The following is a 22,609-nucleotide window of genomic DNA, read 5'->3' as shown; positions in this document are numbered from 1 at the left end:
CCTACGCGTTCAGCAGCCGTTCGCCGATAACCTGATCGTCACGCAGCTTCGTCAGCTCGTCGGCCGATAGCCCGAGGGTGCCTAGCACCTCGTCATTGTGTTGACCGAGCGTCGGAGATGGCGCGCGGTGATGCCGCAGGGGTCCCGGCGTGATCCGAAAGGGCCAGCCCGGGAACCGATGTCGACCAGAGAGCGGATGCTCGAGCTCCTCGTAGAAGCCGCGCGCGTGGAGCTGGTCGACGTCGTACATCCGATCCGCGGTAAGGATCCGCTCCGCGGGTACTCCCCCCTGTCGCAGATGATCGGCGGCTTCGTCGGATGGTCGGACCGCAATCCACGAGGCGACCACCTCATCGAAAGCGTCGTGGTTGCGCAGACGTCCCTCCGGTGAGGCGAACCGCGGGTCGTCCCGCAGCTCAGGGCGCCCGAGCACGTCGACGACGGCGGCCCAATCAGAATCATCCCGGACCGAGACGGCCACCCACTCATCATCCCCACTGGCCGGGTAGACACCTTGTGCGTAGCGCCGGTCTCGATTGCCCTCTCGTTCGCGCAACTGGCGGGTCAGCGAGTATCCGATGACGGGTTCGGCCGTGACCGCCGCACCGACCTCGATCTGCGCGACCTCGATCAGTTGGCCTTCACCGGTTGTCCGCTTGTGCTCCAGCGCGGCCAGCAGTGCGACAGTGGCGTGTACACCCACGATCGGATCAGCAGGCCCTTGCAGGTTGCATGGTGGACCGTCGGGATAACCGGTGGCCGCCGACATCCCTGACAACTGCTCAAAGTTCAGTGCCCACCCGACGTAATCGCGCCACGGACCTTCGAGCCCGAGGCCGGGCATGCGGACCATGATGACGTCCGGATTCACCTTGACCAGCGATGCATAATCCAGACCGAACTGCTCCACCACCCGCGGCGAGAAGTTCTCGACCACCACGTCGGCCTCGGCGGCCAGCTTCAGGGCCAACTCGCGGCCCTCTTGGGTGCCGAGATTCAAGGTGACGTCGCGCTTGTTGAGGTTGGTGCCCTGCCACATCGGTCCTATCTCGTACCAGTCATCGCTGCTGCGCAGCAGCGAGCCCGAATACCGATGGGCGTCCGGACGTTGAATCGACTCGACCTTGACGATATCGGCGCCGAACGCACCGAGATAGCAGGTGAGGTATGCGCCAGACCAAAATGTGCTCAGATCGAAGACTTTGAGATCTGCGAATGGCATTGTCACATCGGCAACTTCGGATGCGGTCCGCGTCGTCCGGCGATCGTGCGATGAAGCTGCCGCTCTGTCGCCGAGCCGCGGCGCTGGTTTCGGCGGCCCAACCGGCGTGCGGGCCAACCGGAACGGCCCGCCCGGTCGCAGGAAGCGATGGCCGCCTGCTTCGCTTTCGATGAAGAATCCCCGCTCGTGGTACTGGGGACAGTCGAGAATGGATGCTCCGTCATTGACCGGCGCCGCGGGGATGCGCATTGCCTGGCTCAACTCGACCAGATCGGCCACGGTCATCGAATCGAGCCAAGGCTGCGCCTTCGCGAAGAACTCCTCGCGTTCGGGACCGCCCAGCATGATGGCTATCTGGTGATCTCCGAATTCCGGCAGTCCCACCATCGCGCAGATGTCAAGCCAGTGCTGCCCGGTCAAGCAGTTGATCCCGATCCAGCCGTCGGCGGCGCGCACTATGCCGAGCATCGGACCCGCCTTTGAATTCGGCGGAAGACCAAGGCTTTTCAAGCGTTCAGCCATCAGCATCGGATACGCCAAGGTCGACAAGAGCGACTCGAACGCCGAGACGTCAACCTCGATCACCCGGTCAAGACCGGCATCCGCGACCCGCAGGGCCGTCAGGGCCCCGAGCGCGGCGTAGCTGCCCGCGATGTACTCGGGGATACGGACGCCGGCCTGCACCGGCGTCCGGCCGAGTTCGCGAGCGCTGACCCACCCTGCGGCGGCCTGCAGAGTCAGTGACGTCGACTGGCGGTCCCTGCGCGGGCCCTCCTGGCCATAGTCGGAGATCCGGACGACGACGAGATTCGGGTTGAGGCGTTGCAGCGCGTCGAGATCGAGCCCCCAACCCAACCTGTGGGCTGAACCGGCTGGCAGATCCTCGACCAACACGTCTGCTTGAGCGATGAAGTCAGCGAGCCCGGCCGGATGTGCTTCCAGATCGATTGTCACTCCGTGCTTTCCGGCGTTCAAGTACTCAAACAGCCCGCTCGACGGGCCCCAACTTCGTAGCGGATCCCCTGCCGGGGGCTCAACCTTGTACACGTCGGCGCCCAGATCGACGAGCAGTTTCGCGCAATACGGCGCCGCAATCTCCGTTCCGACTTCGACGACACGCAATCCGGCGAGCGCTCCCGTCACGCGGGCACTCCGATCGCCTTCGGTTCCATGTAGGCCCGGAGCCCCATCACGCCGCCCTCGCGCCCGATTCCGCTCTGCTTGAACCCGCCGAACGGCGCGTCGCCCGGTATCGTGCCATTGATCGAGACCTGACCGGTCCTGATCCGACGCGCAAGTCCGACCGCCCGCTCGACGTCGCTACCCCAGATCGCGCCACCGAGCCCGTAGGCCGAATCGTTCGCGATGCGCACCGCCTCGTCATCGTTGCGGTAACGCAGCACCGTCAACACCGGCCCGAACACCTCCTCCTGCGCGATAAACGATTCGGCGGAGGCATCGGTCAAAACCGTTGGCTCGAAATAGAAACCGCGGTCGAGACCGGTCGGCCGCCCACCGCCGGCGACAATCTTCGCGCCGTCGCTTTCGGCCCGGCGGACGAAACCCTCGACCCGCTCCAGATGTTGGCGACTGATCAACGGCCCCATGCCGGTCGCCTCGTTGGTCGGGTCGCCCACCGTGACGTGGCGAGCCAGCTCGGCGACTCGATCGACGACATCGTCGTGCAGCTTGTCCGGAACCACCAGACGACTGTTGAGGATGCACGCCTGACCCGCATGCATCGTGCACCCTTCGAACAGCAGGCGCTCGAACAATGCGTCGGTCAGGTCGACATCATCAAGCAGGATGCTCGCCGATTTCCCACCGCACTCGAGCAGGATCCGTTTCATTGAGGTTGCTGCGCCGGCCATCACCTCGCGACCGACGGCCGAACTTCCGGTGAAGGTCACCATGTCGACCCGGGGATCGATGGTCAAGATCTTGCTGGCCTCGACACTGCTCGGGGTGACGACGTTGACCACGCCTGGTGGAACGTCGGTCTCCTCGTCGATCAGCCGTGCCAGCGCGAGACCGGCCAGCGGTGTCAACGGCGAGGGCTTGAGGACGAGCGTGTTGCCCGCGGCCAGCGCCGCACCCAGCTTCATCACGTTCAGCGTGTGCGGAAAATTCCACGGTGTCATCGCTGCGACCACACCGAGTGGCTCATAGCGCAGCAAGGTGGTGCCCGCCGCGCCCCACGCATCCATCGGCGCCTCAGCGGGCTCGAGCGCGAGTTCCGTGGCATGGCCGACCATGAACGCGGGCCCCTCCACATGGATCAGCCGCTCGTTTGCTGTGCATCCCCATTCGGCCTGCGCCAGCGCGTAGATTTCCTCGCTGCGGGCGAGCAGCGCGTCGCTGAGCTGTTGAAGACAGCGCGACCTTTCGGCCGGATCGGCCAGGGGCCACGGCCCGGAATCGAAGGCGGCACGCGCCGCACCGATGGCCTGCTCGACCTGCGCGACACCGGCGTCCGGCGCCGAGGCGATCACCTGTTCGGTCGCCGGGTCGACGACGTCATATCGCCCGGTGTCCGGTTCGACCCATTCGCCGTCGATGTAGACGCCATAGCTGTCGACCAGGCTCGACTCGGCCATTACATCACTGGACCTTCCGGGTTGGTCGCCGAAGTGTTCGGTGTCGCCCGACGCCGACGCAAAGAAGCCGGACAATTCATTAAGTTATGTACACCTGCAAAGCCTGCGGCGTCAATGCTATTGGTATTTAACTGGGAAAAGAATGATTGACACGGTCGATGCTGGTGCTGTAGACACAGCATCACTGGACAGATAGAGATTTGGTGTCCGATCAGCCCTGTCTCGAGGAAGGCCCGCAGTGTCCGCTAACTCCACCTCCAGACCAACGTCCGTGCTGCCGCTGCACTCGCCGGACTACTACGCCGGCGATCCGTATCCGGGTTATCGAGAACTCCGCAACAGCACGCCGGTCGTCTGGAACGACGTGACGAGTTTCTGGGCGCTGACGAAGTACGAGGACATCCGCCACGTCTCCGGCCATCCGCAGACATTCTCGTCGACGAAGGGCATCACGATCCCGGACCCGTCCATGCCCAGCCCGGTGCAGGAGGGGAACCTGATCTTCACCGACCCGCCGCGGCACCGGCAGCTGCGCAAGCTGATCAACTCGGGCTTCACCCGACGGCAGGTCACGTTGCTGGAACCCAAGGTGCGCGAGATCGTCAAAGGCATTCTTGACGGCGTCGACCCATCGCGGGAGTACGAGTTCGCCGAGGAGATTGCCGCGCCGCTGCCGACCCGGATGATCGCGGAGATGCTCGGCGCGCCGCCCGAGGACTGGGAGCAGTTCCGCACCTGGTCGGACGCGGCCGTGGGCACCGCCGACCCCGACATCGAGCTGGACAACATGGTGGCACTCGGCGAACTGTACGAGTACTTCACCAAACTGATCGATGCGCGGCGCTCCGGCAAGGTCACCGGTCAAGACGATCTGCTCTCCATCCTGGCGGCCGCCGAGGTAGACGGCGAGCGCCTCACCGACGCGGACCTGCTCAACTTCTCCTTTCTATTGCTGGTCGCGGGCAACGAGACGACACGAAACCTGATCTGTCTAGGCACGCTGGCGCTGCTGGACCATCCCGATCAGTTCACCCTGCTTCGCTCGAAGCCCGAGCTTCTGCCACTGGCGGTCGAAGAGATGTTGCGGTTCACCAGCCCGGTGACCCACATGGCACGCGAGGCTACCCAGGATGTCGAGATCCGCGGCCAGCAGATCAGGGCGGGCGAAACGGTGGTCATGCTCTACGGTGCGGCCAACCGCGACGAGGAGATCTTCGGCCCCACCAGCGAGGAGTTCGATATCACCCGAAACCCTAACCCCCACATAGCGTTCGGGGCGGGTGAACATGCGTGTCTGGGCGCCCAACTGGCACGGCTGGAGGCAAGGGTAATGTTCGAGGTGCTGCTGGGCACCTATCCGAGCATCGAACTGACCGGCGATGTGACAAGGCTGCGCGCCACGATGGTGCCGGGCGTCAAGCGCATGCCGGTACGGATGCGAGCGGGCGTCTGATGGATTTCGACTACACCCCCGAGCAGGAACAGCTCCGACAGAACTATCGCGAACGCCTCGAGGCTGTCATGACCCCCGAACGGCGCAAGGCGGTCGCGGGGATGATGGAGGGCGGCGTGGCGGTAGCCGAGTGTCGGCGTGCGCTCGGCGAGGCCGGATTGCTCGGTGTCGCATGGCCGGTCGAATACGGCGGCAGCGGCTTGACAGCACTCGAGCAGTACATTTTCGGCGAGGAAGCGCGCCGAGTCCATGCGCCACTGCCAATGATCACGCTGAACACAGTTGGCCCCACACTCGTCCAGTACGGGACCGAGGAGCAGAAGCAGAAATTCCTCCCGGCAATCCTCAAGGGCACCGTCGAGTTCGCGATCGGCTACTCCGAAGCCGGTGCGGGAAGCGACCTGGCCTCGTTGCGAACCAGTGCGGTACGTGATGGCGACGAGTTCGTAATCAACGGCTCCAAGATGTTCACCAGCGGCGCGGAATTCGCCGACTATATCTGGCTGGCCGCTCGCACCGACCCGGAAGCCAAGAAACACAAGGGCATAACGGTATTCATCGTGCCCACCGACTCCCCCGGCTTCTCCTGGAAACCCCTGCATACGATGCCTGGTGTCTCCACGTACTACACCTTCTACGACGATGTGCGGGTCCACGAGAGCGCCATCGTGCTTGGTGAGAACCAGGGCTGGAAGCTGGTCACCAATCAGCTGAACCTCGAGCGTGCTGCCCTGGGCAACCTCGGTGCGCTGGAGCCATTGTTCGACAAGACGCTGGAATGGGCCAAGACCACCAAACTCGACGACGGGTTCGTCATCGACCAGCCGTGGGTGCAACAGGCTCTGGCGCGGGTAGAGGCGCAGGTCGCAGCCTACCGACTGCTCAATTTGCGGGTGAACACCAACATGAGCTCCGGTGCGCTGGGTATGGGTAAGGCTTCGGCCGCAAAGGTTTTCGGCACCGAGCTCACCCAGCAGGTGGCCCGCGAGCTGCTCGACGTGGTCGGCCAAGCAGGCCTGCGCAAGGACGCGTCGGCCCCACTCAAGGGCGAACTCGAGAGCGCCTACCGACTCGCCGTGATCAACACCTTCGGCGGCGGCGCCAACGAACTGCAACGCGACATCATCGCGATGGCCGGTCTTGGAATGCCGCGCGCACCCCGCGACATGCGAGCCTCCTGAAAGGATTGCCCAACCCGTGACCGAATTGACCACAGATGAACTGCGCCAGCGCCTCGACGCGCTGATCGGCACACCCACCGACGGCGTCGGCAAACCCGCACGCGCGCCGGACCCAGTAAATGCCGCGATGATCCGCCACTGGGCCCACGCGTTGGACGACATGAACCCCGCCTACCTCGATGAGGAATTCGCCCGAAGCTCTCGCTACGGCGGCTTGGTCTCCCCGCCGGTGATGCTGCAGAGTTGGACGATGCCGGCACCGAAGCTGGTCGGTATTCGCGAGCGCGGCGGTGTGCCGATCGAAATCAAGAGCAACCCGCTGCAGTTCCTGTCCGACGCCGGCTATACCGGCATCATCGCGACGAACTCCGAGTTCGAGATCGAACGCTATCCCCGGGTAGGAGACCAGATCACCGCCGAGACCGTGTTCGACTCGATCTCCGACGAAAAGAAGACGGCGATGGGCGACGGCTTCTTCGTCACCTGGGTGACCACCTACCGCGATCAGAATGACGAGGTCATCGGCCGCCAATGGTTCCGCACGCTGCGATTCAGGACGGGAACCTGATGGCCAGCAGACTCGCCCCCTCCATCAGTCCCGACACCGAGTTCTTCTGGTCGGGCCTGAAAGACCACGAACTTCGCATCCAGCGCTGCGGGGACTGCCAAACGTTGCGCGTGCCGCCACGGCCGATGTGCGGCAAGTGCCAGTCACTGAAGTGGGACCACGTCGTGGCTTCCGGTCGCGGCACGGTGTACAGCTTCGTGATGCCCCAATACCCGCCGCTGCCATTCCTTCAGTATCCGTACGTCGTCGCGCTCATCGAGCTCGACGAGGGGGTACGTATCGTCTCGAACCTCTGCGACATCGAACCCGCCGCCATCGAGGTCGGTCTGCCCGTCGAGGTCTTCTTCGAGACCTTCGAAGCCCTTCCGAGTGGCGACGCGTTAGTGCTGCACCAATTCCGGCCAGCCGGCTGACCAAAGGCGATCGGGACAATGGATTTCACCTTCACCGAAGAACAAGAGACGGTCGGTAAAGTCGCGCGTCAGCTGTTTGAGCACCGCGCCACGCCCGAGCACTTAACCGAGCTGGAGTCCGGCGACGTGCGCTACGACGCCGGACTATGGAACGAACTCGCGTCGGCCGATCTGCTCGGCATCGCACTACCCGAATCCGTGGGCGGCAGCGGCGGCGGCTTCCTCGAATTGGGTGTTTTGCTCAGCGAGGTTGGATTCAGTGTCGCGCCGGTACCCGTCTACGCCACGCTCGTTATCGGCGCGGATACGATTGCGCGACACGGTGATTCCTCTTTGCAACAACGGTATCTGCCGGGCGTGGTCGACGGCAGCACGATCCTTTCCGCGGCGCTCATCGAACCGGGCAACTCTTCTCCGACCGCACCGCGCACCACCGCACACTCCGAGGGCGACACGTGGCGGCTCGACGGCAGCAAGGAGCTCGTCCCCGCGGCGCAACTCGCATCGGCCGTCGTGGTGTCGGCGCAGACCGACGACGGCCCCGGGCTGTTCATCGTCGACACCGCAACCAATGGGGTGGCCATTACACCGGTGTCCACCACCAACGGTGAACCGCACGCCGAGCTCGGTTTGACCGGCGCGATCGGCCGCCGGCTCACCGAGCACGACGACGGGAACATCGTCGGCTCGCTCTACAACCGGGCACTCCTCGGCCTGTGCGCAATCCAAATCGGCGTCGTGGATAGGGCTTTGAAACTGGCTGCCTCGTACACCAGCGAACGTGAACAGTTCGGCCGCCCCATTGGGTCATTTCAGGCCGTCCAGCAGCGACTCGCCGACGCGTTCATTGACGTCGAAGCTATCCGGTGGACCACATGGCACGCGACATGGTTGATCGCCCGAGGACGACCGGCCGATCGCGAGGCCGCCATCGCCAAGTTCTGGGCCGCCGAGGCAGGCGCCCGCGTCACGGCCTCGGCCCAGCAGGTGCACGGCGGCATGGGAATCGACGTCACCTACCCGCTGTCGCGTTATTTTCTGTGGGCCAAGCAGAACGAACTCGCGCTCGGGTCCGCCTCACAGCAGTTGGTCCGGCTCGGCAATACATATGCGGAAGGAAACGGCACATGACCTCCACCGTCAAACGCGCAACGACCCTGGCTTGGAACGCCATCAATGTGGGTGACGAGGTCACACCCATGGACGTGCCGGTGACCACCACGCTGATCGTTGCGGGCGCCATCGCCTCGCGTGATTACATGCCGGTGCACCACGACCGCGACTTCGCCAATTCCCAAGGTTCCAAGGACATCTTCCTCAACATCCTGACCACCAACGGGCTGTGTGTGAAGTTTCTGCACGACTGGGCTGGACCTGAGGCGATGATCAAGAAGCTTTCCGTTCGCCTAGGTGTGCCCGCCTACCCCGACGATCCCTTGCGCTTCGAAGGCAGCGTCACCGACAAGTCGTCGGCCGGCCGCGAGGGCTTGGTCGAGATCACCTTCAAGGGCACCAACAGTCTCGGCGACCATGTCTCCGGCACCGCGGTGCTCAGCCTGCTCGCGGGAATCGATGCATGAGCGCGAGCATCGGCGGGAAAGCAGCCCTCGCCGGTATCGGTCAGACCGAATTCTCCAAGGAGTCTGGGCGAACCGAGATGCAGCTGGCCTGCGAGGCGGTTAAGGCGGCCATCGACGATGCAGGCCTGCGGCCCAGCGATATTGACGGCATGGTGACGTTCACCGTGGACGAGAACGAGGAAATCGAAGTCGCGCGCAACGTCGGCATCGAGAACCTGTCGTTCTTCACCAGGGTGCCACATGGGGGCGGCGCCGCTGCGGGCACCGTGATGCAGGCCGCGATGGCTGTCGCGACTGGCGCCGCCGATGCGGTGGTGTGCTATCGGGCGTTCAACGAGCGCTCCGGCTTCCGGTTCGGTGGTGCTGGACGCCAACCCGGTGTGACGCCGTTGTGGATGGCCCCGTATGCCCCGTTCGGTTTCATGACGCCCGCCGCGTGGGTCGCCCTGCACGCTCAGCGGTACATGTCGACGTACGGGATCACCAACGCCGACTTCGGCAAGATCTCGGTCATCGACCGCAAACATGCCGCCAACAATCCGGATGCTTGGTTTTACGGCAAGCCGATATCCCTTGAGCAGCACCAAGAGTCACGCTGGATCATCGAACCGGTGTTGCGTCTGCTGGATTGCTGCCAGGAAAGTGACGGCGGCGTCGCGATGGTGGTGACCAGCGTCGAACGGGCGCGGGATCTGCCCAAGCCGCCTGCCGTCATCACCGCGGCCGCTCAGGGCGCGGCCTACGACGGCGAGGTGATGACGAGTTACTACCGCGAAGAGATCACCGGGCTACCTGAAATGGGTGTGGTCGGCAACAAGCTGTGGCGCGACTCCGGGCTGAAACCGGATGACATTTCGACGGCGTTCCTCTATGACCACTTCACTCCGTTCGTGTTCACCCAACTCGAGGAACTCGGGTTCTGCGGACGGGGCGAGGCGAAGGATTTTGTGTCGATCGACGAGCTGTCGTTGGGCGGGCGGATGCCGATCAACACCAACGGCGGGCTACTCGGCGAGGCCTACATCCATGGGATGAACGGGATCACGGAGGGAGTTCGACAGGTCCGCGGAACGTCCTGCAACCAGGTCGACGGCGTCGAGCACGTCCTGGTCACGTCGGGGACCGGGGTCCCGACCAGCGGACTGATCCTGGCGCCCGACCGGTGAGCGGCAGCACCGCTACTCTCGTCGGGAGCCCAGAAAGGGGACCCCAATGACGCAGGCAACCGCGACCGATACTCGCAGTGTCATCATCTCGGCGGCCTTCGCCTGTTTTCGGACCCAAAGCCTGGCTAAGACGACCATCGTCGACATCGCCCGGGCCGCCGATGTATCTCGCAGCACCTTCTACGAATACTTCCGGGACAAGGAGACAATCGTCGAGGCCTGCGCCGAGGCGGCGTCACAGCGGTTCTACCGCAACATGGCCAAGGCGATCGACCGTCGCGGCGGTAGCACCCTGGAGGGCCGGCTCGTGGAAGCCGCTGTCTTCGTCAGCCAGGCACGGCGCGTCGTCGAGCCGGAGGCGTACTTCGACGAGGCGGAAGTCAGCCTGATGATGACGAAAAACGCGGCGATGCTCCTCAAGGAATGCACCGAGTTCCTGGCACCCTACGTATCGGCAGCCAGGCTGACCGGTGAGGTCCGGAGTGATCTCGACATCCCCACGGCGACGGAATGGTTCGCTCGAATCCTGTTCTCGCTCTTCACCACTCCATCCCCTTCGATCGACATGCGCGACGACGACGCGGTCGCCGAATTCGTGCGCGCCTATGTCGTGAATGGATTCGTCGACGGCCGCGCGCGACGGCGATAAACGGCAGCCGACGAAGGCGGAGGTGGACTGACTGTGGCATCTGCGATACACGACCCCCCGACACGACCCGCTCGCGGACGTCAGGCCAGCCTCGGCAGAGCAACCCCGCACAGACTTCTGGTGCTCGGCATGGATGCGGGCGACATGATTTCCGGTGCGGGCGGACTCATCTGTGATTCAGTTCGCACCGGGTTATATGTGGACGTCTATTTGGAGACCGTTGCCGATGAAGAGGCGCTTCAGATCCTCGGTGTCTGCGCACAGACCTTGCCGGCTGAGTTTGACTTCGGGGCAGACTGGCCGGATGCGATCGTCTTCACGGCCGCGTTGCGAGCGCAACACCAAGGTGTGCGCAATCTCGTTATGGATGCGGCTCGAGCTCGACGTTCCGAATTGGCGCTGTGGGGCGGAACGTGGCCAACGAACTTCGATGCCAGTATCGAGATCGAACATCGACTCAGTACTGCCGCGCAAGCGTTCAAGCGTCACGCGATGAAAGCCGTTGGAGCGGCTTCGGAAATGAGATCCACGGAATCGTTTCACGCCGGCAAGAACCGGATAGCCGGTCCTGTGCCGCCTCTGCTTGCCAGATAGCCGGCCTTCTCGTCAGTCCTCAACCGATCCTGCGCACGGGAACATTAGACCAGCCACAGACATTCGCCATCGCCACCCGCTGTAGCCCGTCGCGGTCGACTTCGTACTCGGGAAGCAGGTCCACCAATGCGTCGAGCGCGATGCGACTCTCCATGCGCGCCAGCGCCGCACCGAGGCAACTATGGATGCCGTAGCCAAACGCGAGGTTGAACCCCATCTTGCGGTCCCGATCGATGTCCAACCGGTCGGGATCATCGAACATTCTTTCATCCCGTGTCGCGGAACCCGTGACGAGTAGGACCGCGCCGCCCGCCGGAATCGTTGTCCCGTAGTACGTCACGTCGCGCGTTGCGGTCCGGACCTGATACTGCGAGGGCGCCTCGTAGCGCAGCAACTCCTCCACCGCGGCCGGGATTTTGCTTCGGTTGGCGCGAAGCTTGCGCCACTGGTCGGGAAAGTCGGCAAAGGCGACCATCGCGTTGCCCACCAACTTGGTGACCGTTTCGGCGCCCGCCCCGCCGAGCATGGTTGCGAAACCCGTGATGTCGACGTCGGTGAGCTTTTCCACCACGCCGTCACGTTCGATCTCCGTCTCGATCAGACGGCTGATCATGTCGTCTTTCGGATGGGCGCGCCGCTGCTGCACCAAGTCGTAGTAATAGAGGCCGGTATTGACCGACGCCTGGTATCCCCGCTTGGTGGTGGCAATCTCGCCGGGATGGCGCTCCAGTAACAAATCCAGCCAGACGCGGATCTGGTCGCGGTCCTGCTTCGGCACGCCGAGCATCGTCGTGATGACTTCGTTGGGGAACAGGGCCGAGAAGTCGGCGACGACATCGAAGGATTCGGGATTCAGTGCTTCGATGCGCTCATATACCTCGTCGCGCACCATATCTTCCAACCCGGCGATGGCGCGCGGGGTAAACACGTTACTGACGAGCCTGCGCATCTTCTGATGCTCGGGCGGGTCCATCGAGATGATCACCTTAGGCACCGGGATGGCATCGTCGTGCGCCTTGACCATGTCCAGCGTCGCGCCCTTGGCCGACGAAAAGGTTTCGTGATCTTTGGTTGCGGCTGCAACATCCCCGTACCGGGTGAGGGCCCAAAAGTCCCACTTCGCGTTGTAAAAGATGGGTGCCTCGTCGCGCAGCCGTCGGTAGGTGTCGTAGGCCCCGTTGAAGAATTCCGTTGAGAACGGGTCGAATTCGATGGAGATGGCTGAGCTCACAAGATCGCCCCGGATTCCTTGTACTTCGTGATCGTGTCCCAGTCGATGCCCGCGTCCATCAGGACTTCCTCAGTGTGTTGGCCGTGCTCGGGCGCTCCGGGCGGGATGACCGCCTGTTCGTCGAACTGAACGGGGTTGGTAGGCAGTGCAAATGGCGTCCCGCTGACGGTTTGGGTGTGCGCGATGTAGCCGTTCGCGACGACGGCGGGGTCCTGACAGAGCTCGCCCGGTGTCTGCACGATTCCCCACGCCCCAGAGAGCACCGCCAGCGTCTCGCGCCATTCAGCCACCGTGCGCTTGGCGAACGCCTCGTCCAGTAGTGCGACTAGACTGACTCGATTCTCGAACCGCGATGCGGGATTGGCGAATCGCGGATCGTCCACCAGCTCAGGAAGACCGATCACCCGCATCGCCTCGGCGTAGAACTTGTCGAGTTGCAGCATCATCAGCTGCACGTAGCGGTCGTCCTTCGTGCGGTAGGTGGCCACCAGCGGGTTGGGCGAGTCGGCGTGCCCGTATTTGGGAATGGCGCTGCCACCGTGGATTTGGCTTACCGCGACGTCGGGGCTGAGGTTCCATGCGGCCAATCCGAGGAGGGACACGTCGACGACCGAGCCCTTCCCGGTCGTTGCCTTTTTGTAGAGTGCGGCGGCGATCCCTCCCGCGATCGTCATCCCGCCGAGCAGGTCGCCGAACGCTGGGCGCGAACGCACCAGTTCGTCGGCGTCCTCGGTAAGAACTGTGGCGATTCCGCCACGCGCCCAGTAGGACACGCCGTCGTAGCCAGGCTTGTCGGCATCGGGCCCCTTCGGCCCGTGTCCTGATCCACGGACGTAAACGATGCTCGGGTTGGCCGCTCTGATGTCGTCGACGTCGATACCGAGTTTCTTGCGGCGCTCCGGCAGGTAACTAGTCAAGAAGACATCGCAGGTCTTTGCCAATTCGCGCACCACTTCTTGACCGCCGGGTGTGCTCAAGTCCACCCCGATGGATTTCTTTCCCCGGTTGGGAAGTTCGATCATGTAGTTGACCGAGCCGCCGCCCGCGTCAACGATTCCCATGGTGACCAGGCCGCGCTGGGGATCACCGCCGTCGCGCGGCTCGACCTTGATGACTTCTGCGCCCCACTCCGCGAGTACCGCCCCGGCCGAGGGCACGAACGTCCACGCGGCGACCTCCAGCACACGAACTCCGCTGAGCACCTTGTCGTCGGAAATGACGCCCTCCCAAGCTTGCGATAACTGGCATTTACGTGACTGAGAATGTCACTTTCGCTCGGTATTGTAAACGGACTACGGCCGCCGAGAGAGCCGCCCGGGTTGCTCGGGATCTCCGTTCTCCCAAAAAGCTTGCCAACTCGACATCCGCTGCGGCATGGCCGCGCGAAGCGGTACGTCCGTTGGCCACCGGATGAACTCCAGAGAACCGGTGTTCTCGTTTGCTGGAAAGCCAACTATCCTGTTGAAGCCCAATGAACGTCCGCCGCGAGGATGCCAGGGAGGACCCGCATGCCCTTCCCGACCATAATCCCGACGATCCCCGCACTGGTGAGATCGTCTGCGGCGCGGTTTGGTGACAAACCGTTCCTCATCGCAGACGGGCACGTTCTCACGTACGCCGATCTCAACCTGCGTTCCTCGCAATTGGCGATGGCACTGCTCGCCGAAGGCATCGGAAAGGGTGACCACGTCGGGATTCTGATGCCCAACAGCGTGGAATCGGCGCTCGCCTGGTTCGCCGCGACACGCATCGGCGCCGTCGCCGTCCCGCTCAACACGTTCTACAAAGCGTCCGAGCTGGCCTGGACCGTCCGCCACGCTGACCTGAAAGCGATCCTGGCGTGGTCGGCCTTCCGCAACCACGATTTCGTCGAGCGACTCGAGGAGGCGTTGCCCGGCCTTGCCGAACAGCGCGAACCGGGTCGCATCGTCCTGCCCAAGACGCCGTATCTGCGCACGATCGGGGTGTGGGGACCCTGTGATCGAACCTGGGCGGCCGCATTCGAGGACGAGGAAGTCCCGACCAGCATCGATGCGGGTTTCTTGGTCGATGTTGAGTCGTGCGTGACGCCGGCAGACGAAGCGACCATCATTTACACCTCGGGCAGCACTGGAGATCCGAAGGCGCCCGTGCACACCCAGGGCACCCTAGTTCGCCACACCTACAACCTCACCTTCCAGTACGGCGTCATGCCCGACACTGTCTTGTTTACCGCAATGCCGTTCTTTTGGGTGGGAGGGTTGATCACCGCGTTGCACGCCGTCATTCACCACGGCGCCACGCTCGTCACCCAGCCGGCGTTCGATGCGGCGAACGCCTTGGAATTGATGGAGCGCTATCGCGCGACCATTGCGCTCGGTTGGCCGCAGCAGGGCAAGTCTTTGTCGGAGCACCCCGATTTCGCCGGGCGCGACCTGAGTTCGGTGCAGCGCACCAGCATGCCTGCGATCGTGCCGCCGGACCAGCGACCCAAAGGTCCGAACGCGTTGGGCATGACCGAACTGTGCGGCAACCACATCGGAGTCGATCCGTATTTGCCCCAGCCGCCGGATCGCGCGGAGACCGGCGGATTCTCCGTCGAGGGCCTGAGCCACATCCTCGTCGATCCCGAGACAGGCATACCGGTCCCGGTAGGGACGGAAGGCGAGATCTGGGTTCGCGGGTACTCGTTGATGCAGCGCCTCTACAAGCGCGAGCGTGAAGAGGTGTTCACCGCAAACGGTTACTACCGCACCGGTGATTGCGGTGTCGAGTACGACGACGGCTGGATCAGGTTCACCGGCCGGTTGGGCGATCTAATCAAGACGAGCGGGGGCACCAACGTCACACCCACTGAAGTTGAGCTGGCGCTGACAGAATGTGAAGGCGTGCTCGAAGCCTACGTGGTCGGCGCCGAGAATGGCGCCAACGGAACGGTGGTCGCAGCGGCGGTGGTGCCGCGCGGGGAATCAACGCTCGACGCCGAGTCATTGCGAGCGCAGCTGCGCGGCAGACTCGCCGCATACAAGGTGCCGAACTTCATCTGGGTCACCTCAAAGCAGGAGCTTCCGTTCACTTCGACAGGAAAGGTCAAGAAGGCGGAGCTGGCGCAGCAGCTCAGCGGACTGCTGTTGCGCCGCTAGGGTTCATCACGCCGCTTCCAGGTTCCCGGGTGGTCTCGCTACCCTCGCAGAGAATCTTCATTCTCCCATGCGAGAATTATTTCAACTACGGCGCAAGGGAGCGATTCATGAGCGACCGGCACTCCAGCATTGCAGGGACGCGGATGCTGATCATCGGGGCGTCGTCGGGCATCGGACGGGCATTGGCCGTTGGTGCCCAATCCCGGGGCGCCAACGTGGCCCTGGCCGCACGACGAGTGGACCTGCTCTCGGAACTGGCCGATCAACTCCACGGATCGGCGCACGAGCTCGACGTGTCTGACCCGCGCGCCATCGAATCCGTCGTCGGAGACGTCGTGGCCAAGTTCGGCAAGCTCGATGCAGTGGTGTTCACCAGTGCCGTGGTGCCGTTCGCGCTGATCGAAGATACCGAAGTGGAGACTTGGCTGCATGCGTACGCCGTCAATGCGGTCGGCGCCTCGCACGTATTGCGCGCCGCCCTGCCCCATTTGGCCGACGACGCCGTGGTCATCGTCGCGTCGAGCCACGATGTTGGCCGGCCTCGTGCAGGTGTGGCCGCCTACCATGCGAGCAAGGCGGCACTCGACGAGATCCTGCGGTCCTGGCGAGCCGAGCATCCCGATCTCGCTGTGATTCGAGTCAGCGTTGGCCCGACCTGTGACACCGAGATCCTGCGCGGAGCCGATCGCGACCTACTGGCGGATCTATATCGGGCCTGGGCGCACGGAGGCCAGATCCCAGATGAGATGTCCACGGTCGAAGACGTGGCGAATGCCATGCTTTCGCTCATCGCCATTTCGCGCGCCTATCCCACGGTGGTCAGTGAGATCGTGCACCTCGCGCCCCGAATTATTCAGGCCCAACCGGCTTTCACCGGCAGCTGATCGGGGAAGGACCACGAATGGACCCAGGCTCGCGTGCCATGATGGCTACCGAAGCGCCTTCCATCCCGAGAGTAGCCGGCAGCCTTATCGAGACGTTCGAGCCCGATCGCGAACACCACGTGGTGCATCGCAGTGGGCCGAGTCATGTCGGTACTCTAGGCGGATTCCGAAAGTCAAATTCTCATATTCTGGAAATTGCAATTCTCGCTCCGGTAAGTTCGGGTTGTGGCGCTGGAACAGTTCGAATTAGACGGACAGGTGGCCATCGTGACCGGCGCCGGGCGCGGCGTGGGTGAAGGGATCGCGAAAGTGCTCGCTGAGGCGGGCGCGACAGTGGTCGGGACGGCACGCACGTCGTCCGAAATCGAGTCGACGATCGAGGACATCACGGCCGCCGGCGGCAACGGTCTCGCGCTGACGGCAGACGCGCTAGTCCGCGAGGACAGCGAGCGCGTGGTGCAGACCACGATAGACGAGTTCGGCCGCATCGACATCCTGGTGAACAACGTCGGTTTCGCGACCTATGGCCCGTTCCTCAACCTCACCGATGACGACCTGCGCAACACCTTCGACTACTGCGTCACGTCGGCCTTCATCACGAGCCAACTCGCCGCCCCGCACATGCTCGCGGTGGGCAAGGGCTCCATCGTGAACATCTCCTCAGGGGCGGGGCGGTTCGGCATTCGCGGACTGTTGCCGTACTGCGTGGCCAAAGGTGGCCTGGAGGCACTCACTAGAGCGATGGCACAGGAACTCGCGCCCAAGGTCCGGGTGAACGCCATCGCCCTGGGTGCGTTCATGACGACGGGTGTGCAGTCGAGTTTTGATCTGCTTCCGGGGTCCGAGGAGAAGTTGAAGCATCGCACTCCCCTGCACCGTATCGGCGATGTAGCCGACCTCGGCCGGCTGACGCTGTATTTGTCGACACGCGACTGCTACGCCACCAACTCGGTGTTCGTCGTCGACGGGGGCCTGCAGGGACCGAATTCGGAACTGCCCATTCCCGACCTGTGATCGAATACGAGTAGGAGCAAGGCCCATGACCACCAAGCCCTTACGCGTTGCCGTCATCTCCACCGGTTGGATCAGCAGCCTGGCGATACGCGCGATCGTGCGGCGTCCGCATCTGGAGCTGGTCGGGGTGTGGGTGCACAGCGCGGAGAAGACCGGTCGTGACGCCGGCGAGATCGTCGGGATAGGCCAGATCGGCATCACCACCACCAACGATCTCGACGACATCATCGCGCTGACGCCCGATTGCGTCGTCTATGGTGCGGCCAGCGCTGAGATGGACGCCGCCGCGGTGCGCGACTATCTGCGTCTGCTCGGCGGCGGGCTCAACGTGGTCACGACCAATACGCCCGGAATGATGTTCCCCGACAGATGGATTCCCGAACTCGCTGACCAGGTACGCGCAGCCGCCCTGGCCGCCGGGGTGACCATTTATACCTCGGGTATCGAGCCCGGCTTCGCCGGCGACCAGTTCGCGGTATTGCTGACCACGTTGTCGAACACCATCCGGTCGATTCGCGCGCAGGAGATCTTCGACTACTCGGCCTACCCAAACCAGGACCTGATGGTCACCGCGATGGGATTCGGCAAGCCGCTCGACTTCACTCCGCTGCTCGAACTCGAAGGCGCCCAGCAATTCGCCTGGGGCCCGCCCATCGGCCTGGTCGCCAAGGCGCTCGGCGTCGAACTCGACGAGGTCACCGAGAAGTACGAACGCGTGATCACCCCGCGTGATCTCCATGTAGCGTGCGGAACCATTCCCGCCGGGACGGTTGGCGCCGTTCGCGCCGAAACCACCGGCGTGGTCAACGGCCAGCCGGTGGTTACCATTGAACACATCAACCGGATGGCTCCCGACCTGGCGCCGGAGTGGGCGACGGCACCCAACGGCACATACCGCCTCATCATCGAGGGCCAACCTCATATCCAATGCGACCTAAGGCTCGGCACCGAGGACACGCCGGAGTCGGCCAACGCCAACGCAATGGAGGCGACCGCCATGCGCGTCGTCAACGCCATCCCGTACATCGTCGATGCAGCACCGGGAATCGCGACGTCGCTGGACCTGCCGATCACCGCACCACTCAACGCAATAGATATCGGCTAGACGGTGAACATCGGACCGCGAGGTGCTCCCCGGACCTCGTTGCCGCCGTCGATGGCAAAGCTCTGCCCTGTCATCCAGCTGGACTCGGGACCGGCCAGGTAGCGCACCCCAGGGGCGATGTCGTCCGATACCCCTAACCGGCCCAACGGGCGATGGCCGACGCATCGAGCTCGAATCCCACTCTGCAGAACGGTTTTTCCAAGCAGCTCCTTCCTAACGCGGTGACAATGCCCGAAGACGTCGCCAGTGCGGTGGCCTGGCTGGCTTCCGACGAATCGAGGTACGTGACGGCTGCCGCCATTCCCGTCGACGTCGGCGTGACCGGGACCTAGACGTGCGACTGGCGGCTGACGATCGAAGGTCCCGACAGCGGATTGGCGATCACGCCCGGCGCGGCGTCGACGACGTCGGGAATCGCGTTGACCGCGGCCATCGCCGTGACCGCGATACCTGGGTTCACCGGGTCGGTTGCCGACTGCTCAAAATGCAACTCCAAGCTCATACTGGGACTGCCCTCGACACGAAAAACCATTCCGCCCTCACCTTCACGGGCAGGCTTCGGCCAGCGATCCGGCCACGGCGTGCTGCTCACTGTCGCGAAGTATTGCACTGCGACAGCCGACCTCATGGCGACCACTCCGGCGAGTTGCCAGCGATGGGCGCAAATCGTCCCCTTGGGAATGACCCCTAGCGCGGTCTCCAGATCTGACGGTGCAAGCAGCGTCTCCCACTCCAGTTCTACGCGGTCGAGCTCGAAGCCGAGGATGTCAGCGATGTAGCGAACCACGGTGTCCCAGTCCTTGTTCACCTTTCCTGAGGCGATGCGAGCCGGCACATGACCGTCTGGCTTCCCGAAGCCCATCGACTCGTGCAAGACATCCCAGATCGGATAGGCCTTGTCCAGATCAACCGCGTACTCGTCCATCCGATACGAGTCGACCCGACCTGCGCCTGCGAGAAGAGCGGTGGGAATGTTGAGGCTGATGAAACCCGGCTCACTGCCAGTGGCGTAGAACGTCGAGTTACCCTTAGCTGCAGCGCTTTCCAGAACTGCACGCCATTCGACTGGAGCTGCCGGCGGATAGACCATCGGAATCGTCGAGAATGTCACCACGTTGATGCCCGCCTCAAGATAGGCGGCGATGTCTGCAATGGCTTCCTCTTCGCGGCGGACCGCTGTCGCGCAGTAGGCGACACAGTTCGGAGCCAAGGCCAAGACTTCTGATAGGTCGCCGGTCGCCGCTATGCCGACAGCCGTCCTCCCGCAGAGTTGGCCCGCATCCACGCCGCGCTTCTCCGGCGTCGACACTTTGACCGCAACGAGGTCCAGCACAGGATCGTCGATGATTGCCCGCAGCGCCTCACGGCCGGTCAGTCCGGTACCGACGTGGGCCACGCGGTAGCGTCGCTTACGCTCAATCGCCAATGCTTCACTATCCCTTGTTAGTTCGGTAGAATGGCCCCGGCTTGCCGGCGTTCTGCAGATGACCGTACGGGTCGTAGACTTTCACGCTCGGATAGGGGTTCTGGAGGTAGGCGGGTTTGGATAACCCCGCCGCCCGCAAGCCCGCGAGCATCGCCAGCGGTACTGCGAATGAGACCAGGCCCACCGTCACCGAGATCAGTAGCTGTCGGGTCAGTGTCACCTTCGGGCGACCGGCCCGCGCGGGCAGCCAGCGAGCAATCCTGTTGATCAGTACCAGTTCGCCGTCCGCGTCGCGGACGCACATCACCGCGACCATCGCGAAGATGAACGCGTCGTACACCGCCATGATCAGCGGAAAATAGACATGCCCAATGCGCAGCACGGGCCCCACCGCCTCGGTGTAGAAAAAGATGCCCGCACGCATCCAGGCGAACTGGATGAGCCCGTTGATCGGGATGGCGATGATGGTGGCCCCGAGCAAGACCCTGACCAGCCGGCGACCGATCAACCAACGTGTGCGGCGCATCAGTGGATCGAGGAAACGGTCGTGCAGCTTCAAGAAGCACAGGCCATTCAGCAGATAGTAAGCCGCATAACCACCCAGGAATGCCAACGCCGGTTCAAGATTCGGCGAGATGTTGACGTACGGCCAGGTCAGCGGGAAGTGCAGCATGCGCGGATCGAAGATCGCGAACGTCGCCCAGTTGGCGAGAGGATCGAGCGCGCCGGTGATCAACCCGGAGAAGGCGATCACCACCGCCCAGTGCACCTTGCGTTGTCTGTAGGACAGCCACACCAGCGTGGCGATCAAGCCGATTGCCATCGGAATCGAGCTGATGGACACAGCGAGCGGCCAATTGTCGAAGCCGAGGAACGGCGGATAGGGCGCAGGGCCAGGGTGCGGATTGGTCCTCGTCGGGTCACCGTGCAGACCCGATTGGATCGTGGCGATGGTGATGATCGCGAAGGCCAGATAGGTGATGATGAACAGCCCCCACCCCGCCCGTGCGGGCCACGACGACAACCGGCGCTGGGTCACGGCGGCGGCGCCGGAATCCGCGGCACAATCAACGGTATTCGTCATGTCACCCGTGCCGGCAGGGTCGCCCAGCCCCTGACACTTGTGGTGTGAGCTCGCTTCGCGTTGTCGTAGTCGACTTCCCAGTTGGGCCATCTGGTGAGCACTTCCTCGAGTGCGATGCGTGCCTGAAGCCGCGCGAGCGCCGCACCGAGGCAGAAGTGGATGCCGTGCCCGAACGACAGATGAGTGGCCTGCCGGTGGATGTCGAATTGGTCGGCGTCGGTGAACTGGCGCTCATCGCGGTTGGCGGATCCGTTGAGCAGCAACATCACCGACCCCTCGGGAACGGTCTGCCCATAATGTTCGACGTCACGGGCGACATAGCGCGCCTGCACGGGTGACGGAGCCTCGTAGCGCAGCACCTCCTCGACCGCCGCAGGGATAAGGCTGAAATCCGCTGCGAGCTCGCGGCGCTGGTCCGGATGATCGGACAACAGCTGCCCGGCGAAGCCGATCAGCCGCGTCGTCGTCTCGTTGCCGGCACCCACGACGGTGCCCGCGTAGGTCAGCACTTCCGCTCGGGTCAACCGCCTGCGGCTACCGTCGGTTTCCTCAACCTCCGCGTTGACCAGATCGGTCATCAGATCATCGGAGGGGTGGTCGTAGCGCCAGTCGATGAATTCTTCCAGCATCGAGCCTTGCCGCGTCAGCATGTCATCGGCGACCTCGACGAGCCCCCCGTCTTTCAGTTCGAGCATCCGGTCCGTGTTCTGCCGGATCGCGACCTGTCTGTCCTCCGGTATGCCCAGCAGGTATCCGATGGTACGCATCGGCATCCAGGCGCCGAGGTCGGTGATGAAGTCGAACGTGTCGGAGTCCGCATGCGGTTCCAGCGCGCGCCTGCAGAACTCCCTGGCCAGCGGTTCGATGGCCGCCATCCGGCGCGGCGTGAACACCCCCGACAACAACCGCCGGTGCAGGTCGTGAATCGGCGGGTCCTCGAACAGGATGATCCCGGGTGGAACGTCGACCCCGTTGAGGATGATGTCGATGGTCGTGCCTTTACCGGACCGATAGTCCGTCCAGTTCACCAGCTCGCGGGCGACATCTGAGTGCCTGCTCAGCGCGTAAAAGCCGTACTTGTCGTTGTGATACAGGGGCGCGATATCGCGCAACTGCGTCCACACGGGATACGGGTCGTCATCGATCTCGAAGTCGAAAGGGTCGTAGTACGGGTCAACCTTCACCCTGTATGTCACACGATGAGAATAGGCGTTATCGTCTGCCGTAGCCGCTTTTTGCCGGACTAAGGTCATCACTGCCGATGCATCGAAGGTCGGCGACGTGATCGTGAAGGGAGTCGATGCGTGACCGCCAGCACCC

22 protein-coding genes are annotated in these 22,609 nt (G+C 63.5%); 14 read left to right on the top strand and 8 right to left on the bottom strand.

Annotation, left to right across the window (positions count from 1 at the left end; all coding sequences use genetic code 11):
- Position 1: 1 nt before the first annotated feature.
- Together AC5Y5W_RS04650 and AC5Y5W_RS04645 are read right to left on the bottom strand one after the other, a co-directional pair.
- The gene (locus AC5Y5W_RS04650; protein WP_500008907.1) at positions 2–2,365 is read right to left on the bottom strand and encodes a CaiB/BaiF CoA transferase family protein; all 2,364 of its coding nucleotides are present in this window, start codon (positions 2,363–2,365) and stop codon (positions 2–4) included.
- On the bottom strand, positions 2,362–3,819 hold the full coding sequence (locus tag AC5Y5W_RS04645; protein ID WP_500008905.1) for an aldehyde dehydrogenase family protein: 1,458 nt from the start codon (positions 3,817–3,819) through the stop codon (positions 2,362–2,364). Before AC5Y5W_RS04645 ends, AC5Y5W_RS04650 begins: the two co-directional genes overlap by 4 nt.
- A gap of 280 nt (positions 3,820–4,099) precedes the next feature.
- Between AC5Y5W_RS04645 and AC5Y5W_RS04640 the strand changes: the two genes are divergently transcribed.
- The 9 genes from AC5Y5W_RS04640 to AC5Y5W_RS04600 all read left to right on the top strand — a co-directional run bounded on the left by AC5Y5W_RS04640 (position 4,100) and on the right by AC5Y5W_RS04600 (position 11,423).
- Positions 4,100–5,272: a cytochrome P450 gene (locus AC5Y5W_RS04640; RefSeq protein ID WP_500009090.1), complete on the top strand. Its 1,173-nt coding sequence runs from the start codon at positions 4,100–4,102 to the stop codon at positions 5,270–5,272.
- Positions 5,272–6,453, top strand: coding sequence for an acyl-CoA dehydrogenase family protein (locus tag AC5Y5W_RS04635; RefSeq protein ID WP_500008903.1), 1,182 nt, complete (start codon positions 5,272–5,274; stop codon positions 6,451–6,453). The genes AC5Y5W_RS04640 and AC5Y5W_RS04635 overlap by 1 nt, the downstream gene beginning before the upstream one ends.
- Before the next feature lie 16 nt (positions 6,454–6,469).
- Positions 6,470–7,021, top strand: coding sequence for an FAS1-like dehydratase domain-containing protein (locus AC5Y5W_RS04630; protein ID WP_500008902.1), 552 nt, complete (start codon positions 6,470–6,472; stop codon positions 7,019–7,021).
- Entirely contained in the window at positions 7,021–7,434 is a 414-nt protein-coding gene (locus tag AC5Y5W_RS04625; protein WP_500008901.1) for a Zn-ribbon domain-containing OB-fold protein, read from the top strand. Before AC5Y5W_RS04630 ends, AC5Y5W_RS04625 begins: the two co-directional genes overlap by 1 nt.
- Positions 7,435–7,452: 18 nt before the next feature.
- On the top strand, positions 7,453–8,565 hold the full coding sequence (locus AC5Y5W_RS04620; protein WP_500008900.1) for an acyl-CoA dehydrogenase family protein: 1,113 nt from the start codon (positions 7,453–7,455) through the stop codon (positions 8,563–8,565).
- Entirely contained in the window at positions 8,562–9,014 is a 453-nt protein-coding gene (locus AC5Y5W_RS04615; protein WP_500008899.1) for a MaoC family dehydratase, read from the top strand. Before AC5Y5W_RS04620 ends, AC5Y5W_RS04615 begins: the two co-directional genes overlap by 4 nt.
- On the top strand, positions 9,011–10,180 hold the full coding sequence (locus tag AC5Y5W_RS04610) for a lipid-transfer protein (protein WP_500008898.1): 1,170 nt from the start codon (positions 9,011–9,013) through the stop codon (positions 10,178–10,180). Before AC5Y5W_RS04615 ends, AC5Y5W_RS04610 begins: the two co-directional genes overlap by 4 nt.
- 46 nt (positions 10,181–10,226) lie before the next feature.
- Positions 10,227–10,829 carry a TetR/AcrR family transcriptional regulator gene (locus tag AC5Y5W_RS04605; RefSeq protein ID WP_065015909.1) on the top strand — a complete coding sequence of 201 codons (603 nt, stop codon included), beginning with the start codon at positions 10,227–10,229 and terminating at the stop codon, positions 10,827–10,829.
- A gap of 120 nt (positions 10,830–10,949) precedes the next feature.
- Positions 10,950–11,423 carry a hypothetical protein gene (locus AC5Y5W_RS04600; protein ID WP_500008897.1) on the top strand — a complete coding sequence of 158 codons (474 nt, stop codon included), beginning with the start codon at positions 10,950–10,952 and terminating at the stop codon, positions 11,421–11,423.
- A gap of 19 nt (positions 11,424–11,442) precedes the next feature.
- Here AC5Y5W_RS04600 and AC5Y5W_RS04595 read toward each other — a convergent pair whose 3' ends face one another.
- Both AC5Y5W_RS04595 and AC5Y5W_RS04590 read right to left on the bottom strand, forming a co-directional pair.
- Positions 11,443–12,447 (bottom strand): cytochrome P450, encoded by a 1,005-nt coding sequence (locus AC5Y5W_RS04595; RefSeq protein ID WP_500008896.1) that lies wholly within the window; start codon positions 12,445–12,447, stop codon positions 11,443–11,445.
- Between the two features lie 203 nt (positions 12,448–12,650).
- On the bottom strand, positions 12,651–13,871 hold the full coding sequence (locus AC5Y5W_RS04590; RefSeq protein ID WP_500009089.1) for a CaiB/BaiF CoA transferase family protein: 1,221 nt from the start codon (positions 13,869–13,871) through the stop codon (positions 12,651–12,653).
- A 291-nt stretch (positions 13,872–14,162) separates the two neighbouring features.
- Here AC5Y5W_RS04590 and AC5Y5W_RS04585 point away from each other — a divergent pair, with 291 nt between their 5' ends.
- The 4 genes from AC5Y5W_RS04585 to AC5Y5W_RS04570 all read left to right on the top strand — a co-directional run bounded on the left by AC5Y5W_RS04585 (position 14,163) and on the right by AC5Y5W_RS04570 (position 18,779).
- Positions 14,163–15,776, top strand: a complete 1,614-nt coding sequence (locus AC5Y5W_RS04585) for a class I adenylate-forming enzyme family protein (protein WP_500008895.1) — start codon at positions 14,163–14,165, stop codon at positions 15,774–15,776.
- A gap of 107 nt (positions 15,777–15,883) precedes the next feature.
- Positions 15,884–16,660: an SDR family oxidoreductase gene (locus AC5Y5W_RS04580; RefSeq protein WP_500008894.1), complete on the top strand. Its 777-nt coding sequence runs from the start codon at positions 15,884–15,886 to the stop codon at positions 16,658–16,660.
- 225 nt (positions 16,661–16,885) lie between these two features.
- Positions 16,886–17,674 (top strand): SDR family NAD(P)-dependent oxidoreductase, encoded by a 789-nt coding sequence (locus AC5Y5W_RS04575; RefSeq protein WP_500008893.1) that lies wholly within the window; start codon positions 16,886–16,888, stop codon positions 17,672–17,674.
- Positions 17,675–17,699: 25 nt separating this feature from the next.
- A complete protein-coding gene (locus AC5Y5W_RS04570; RefSeq protein WP_500008891.1) occupies positions 17,700–18,779 on the top strand; it encodes an NAD(P)H-dependent amine dehydrogenase family protein in 1,080 nt (359 codons plus the stop codon).
- Here the strand turns inward: AC5Y5W_RS04570 and AC5Y5W_RS04565 are convergent.
- Entirely contained in the window at positions 18,776–18,955 is a 180-nt protein-coding gene (locus AC5Y5W_RS04565; RefSeq protein WP_500009088.1) for an SDR family oxidoreductase, read from the bottom strand. The genes AC5Y5W_RS04570 and AC5Y5W_RS04565 overlap by 4 nt on opposite strands.
- Here AC5Y5W_RS04565 and AC5Y5W_RS04560 point away from each other — a divergent pair.
- Complete coding sequence (locus AC5Y5W_RS04560) at positions 18,932–19,111, top strand: SDR family oxidoreductase (RefSeq protein ID WP_500008890.1); 180 nt, start codon at positions 18,932–18,934, stop codon at positions 19,109–19,111. The genes AC5Y5W_RS04565 and AC5Y5W_RS04560 overlap by 24 nt on opposite strands.
- Here AC5Y5W_RS04560 and AC5Y5W_RS04555 read toward each other — a convergent pair.
- From AC5Y5W_RS04555 to AC5Y5W_RS04545, 3 genes are all read right to left on the bottom strand, one after another.
- Entirely contained in the window at positions 19,108–20,025 is a 918-nt protein-coding gene (locus AC5Y5W_RS04555; protein WP_500009086.1) for a dihydrodipicolinate reductase, read from the bottom strand. The two genes, AC5Y5W_RS04560 and AC5Y5W_RS04555, sit on opposite strands and share 4 nt — an antisense overlap.
- 187 nt (positions 20,026–20,212) lie before the next feature.
- Positions 20,213–21,289 (bottom strand): hypothetical protein, encoded by a 1,077-nt coding sequence (locus tag AC5Y5W_RS04550; RefSeq protein ID WP_500008889.1) that lies wholly within the window; start codon positions 21,287–21,289, stop codon positions 20,213–20,215.
- Positions 21,286–22,485, bottom strand: coding sequence for a cytochrome P450 (locus AC5Y5W_RS04545; RefSeq protein ID WP_500008888.1), 1,200 nt, complete (start codon positions 22,483–22,485; stop codon positions 21,286–21,288). Before AC5Y5W_RS04545 ends, AC5Y5W_RS04550 begins: the two co-directional genes overlap by 4 nt.
- Positions 22,486–22,609 lie beyond the last annotated feature (124 nt).

This window comes from Mycobacterium sp. NGS51 (assembly GCF_059812525.1).
This window is presented reverse-complemented; position numbering and strand designations above follow the sequence as displayed.

Excerpts from the sequence above, each read along its gene's own strand:
- AC5Y5W_RS04645 (WP_500008905.1), bottom strand. The coding sequence starts at position 3,819 with ATGGCCGAGTCGAGCCTGGTCGACAGCTATGGCGTCTACATCGACGGC.
- AC5Y5W_RS04635 (WP_500008903.1), top strand. The coding sequence starts at position 5,272 with ATGGATTTCGACTACACCCCCGAGCAGGAACAGCTCCGACAGAACTAT.
- AC5Y5W_RS04625 (WP_500008901.1), top strand. The coding sequence starts at position 7,021 with ATGGCCAGCAGACTCGCCCCCTCCATCAGTCCCGACACCGAGTTCTTC.
- AC5Y5W_RS04620 (WP_500008900.1), top strand. The coding sequence starts at position 7,453 with ATGGATTTCACCTTCACCGAAGAACAAGAGACGGTCGGTAAAGTCGCG.
- AC5Y5W_RS04615 (WP_500008899.1), top strand. The coding sequence starts at position 8,562 with ATGACCTCCACCGTCAAACGCGCAACGACCCTGGCTTGGAACGCCATC.
- AC5Y5W_RS04610 (WP_500008898.1), top strand. The coding sequence starts at position 9,011 with ATGAGCGCGAGCATCGGCGGGAAAGCAGCCCTCGCCGGTATCGGTCAG.
- AC5Y5W_RS04605 (WP_065015909.1), top strand. The coding sequence starts at position 10,227 with ATGACGCAGGCAACCGCGACCGATACTCGCAGTGTCATCATCTCGGCG.
- AC5Y5W_RS04595 (WP_500008896.1), bottom strand. The coding sequence starts at position 12,447 with ATGGTCAAGGCGCACGACGATGCCATCCCGGTGCCTAAGGTGATCATC.
- AC5Y5W_RS04585 (WP_500008895.1), top strand. The coding sequence starts at position 14,163 with ATGCCCTTCCCGACCATAATCCCGACGATCCCCGCACTGGTGAGATCG.
- AC5Y5W_RS04580 (WP_500008894.1), top strand. The coding sequence starts at position 15,884 with ATGAGCGACCGGCACTCCAGCATTGCAGGGACGCGGATGCTGATCATC.
- AC5Y5W_RS04570 (WP_500008891.1), top strand. The coding sequence starts at position 17,700 with ATGACCACCAAGCCCTTACGCGTTGCCGTCATCTCCACCGGTTGGATC.
- AC5Y5W_RS04560 (WP_500008890.1), top strand. The coding sequence starts at position 18,932 with ATGGCCGACGCATCGAGCTCGAATCCCACTCTGCAGAACGGTTTTTCC.
- AC5Y5W_RS04550 (WP_500008889.1), bottom strand. The coding sequence starts at position 21,289 with ATGACGAATACCGTTGATTGTGCCGCGGATTCCGGCGCCGCCGCCGTG.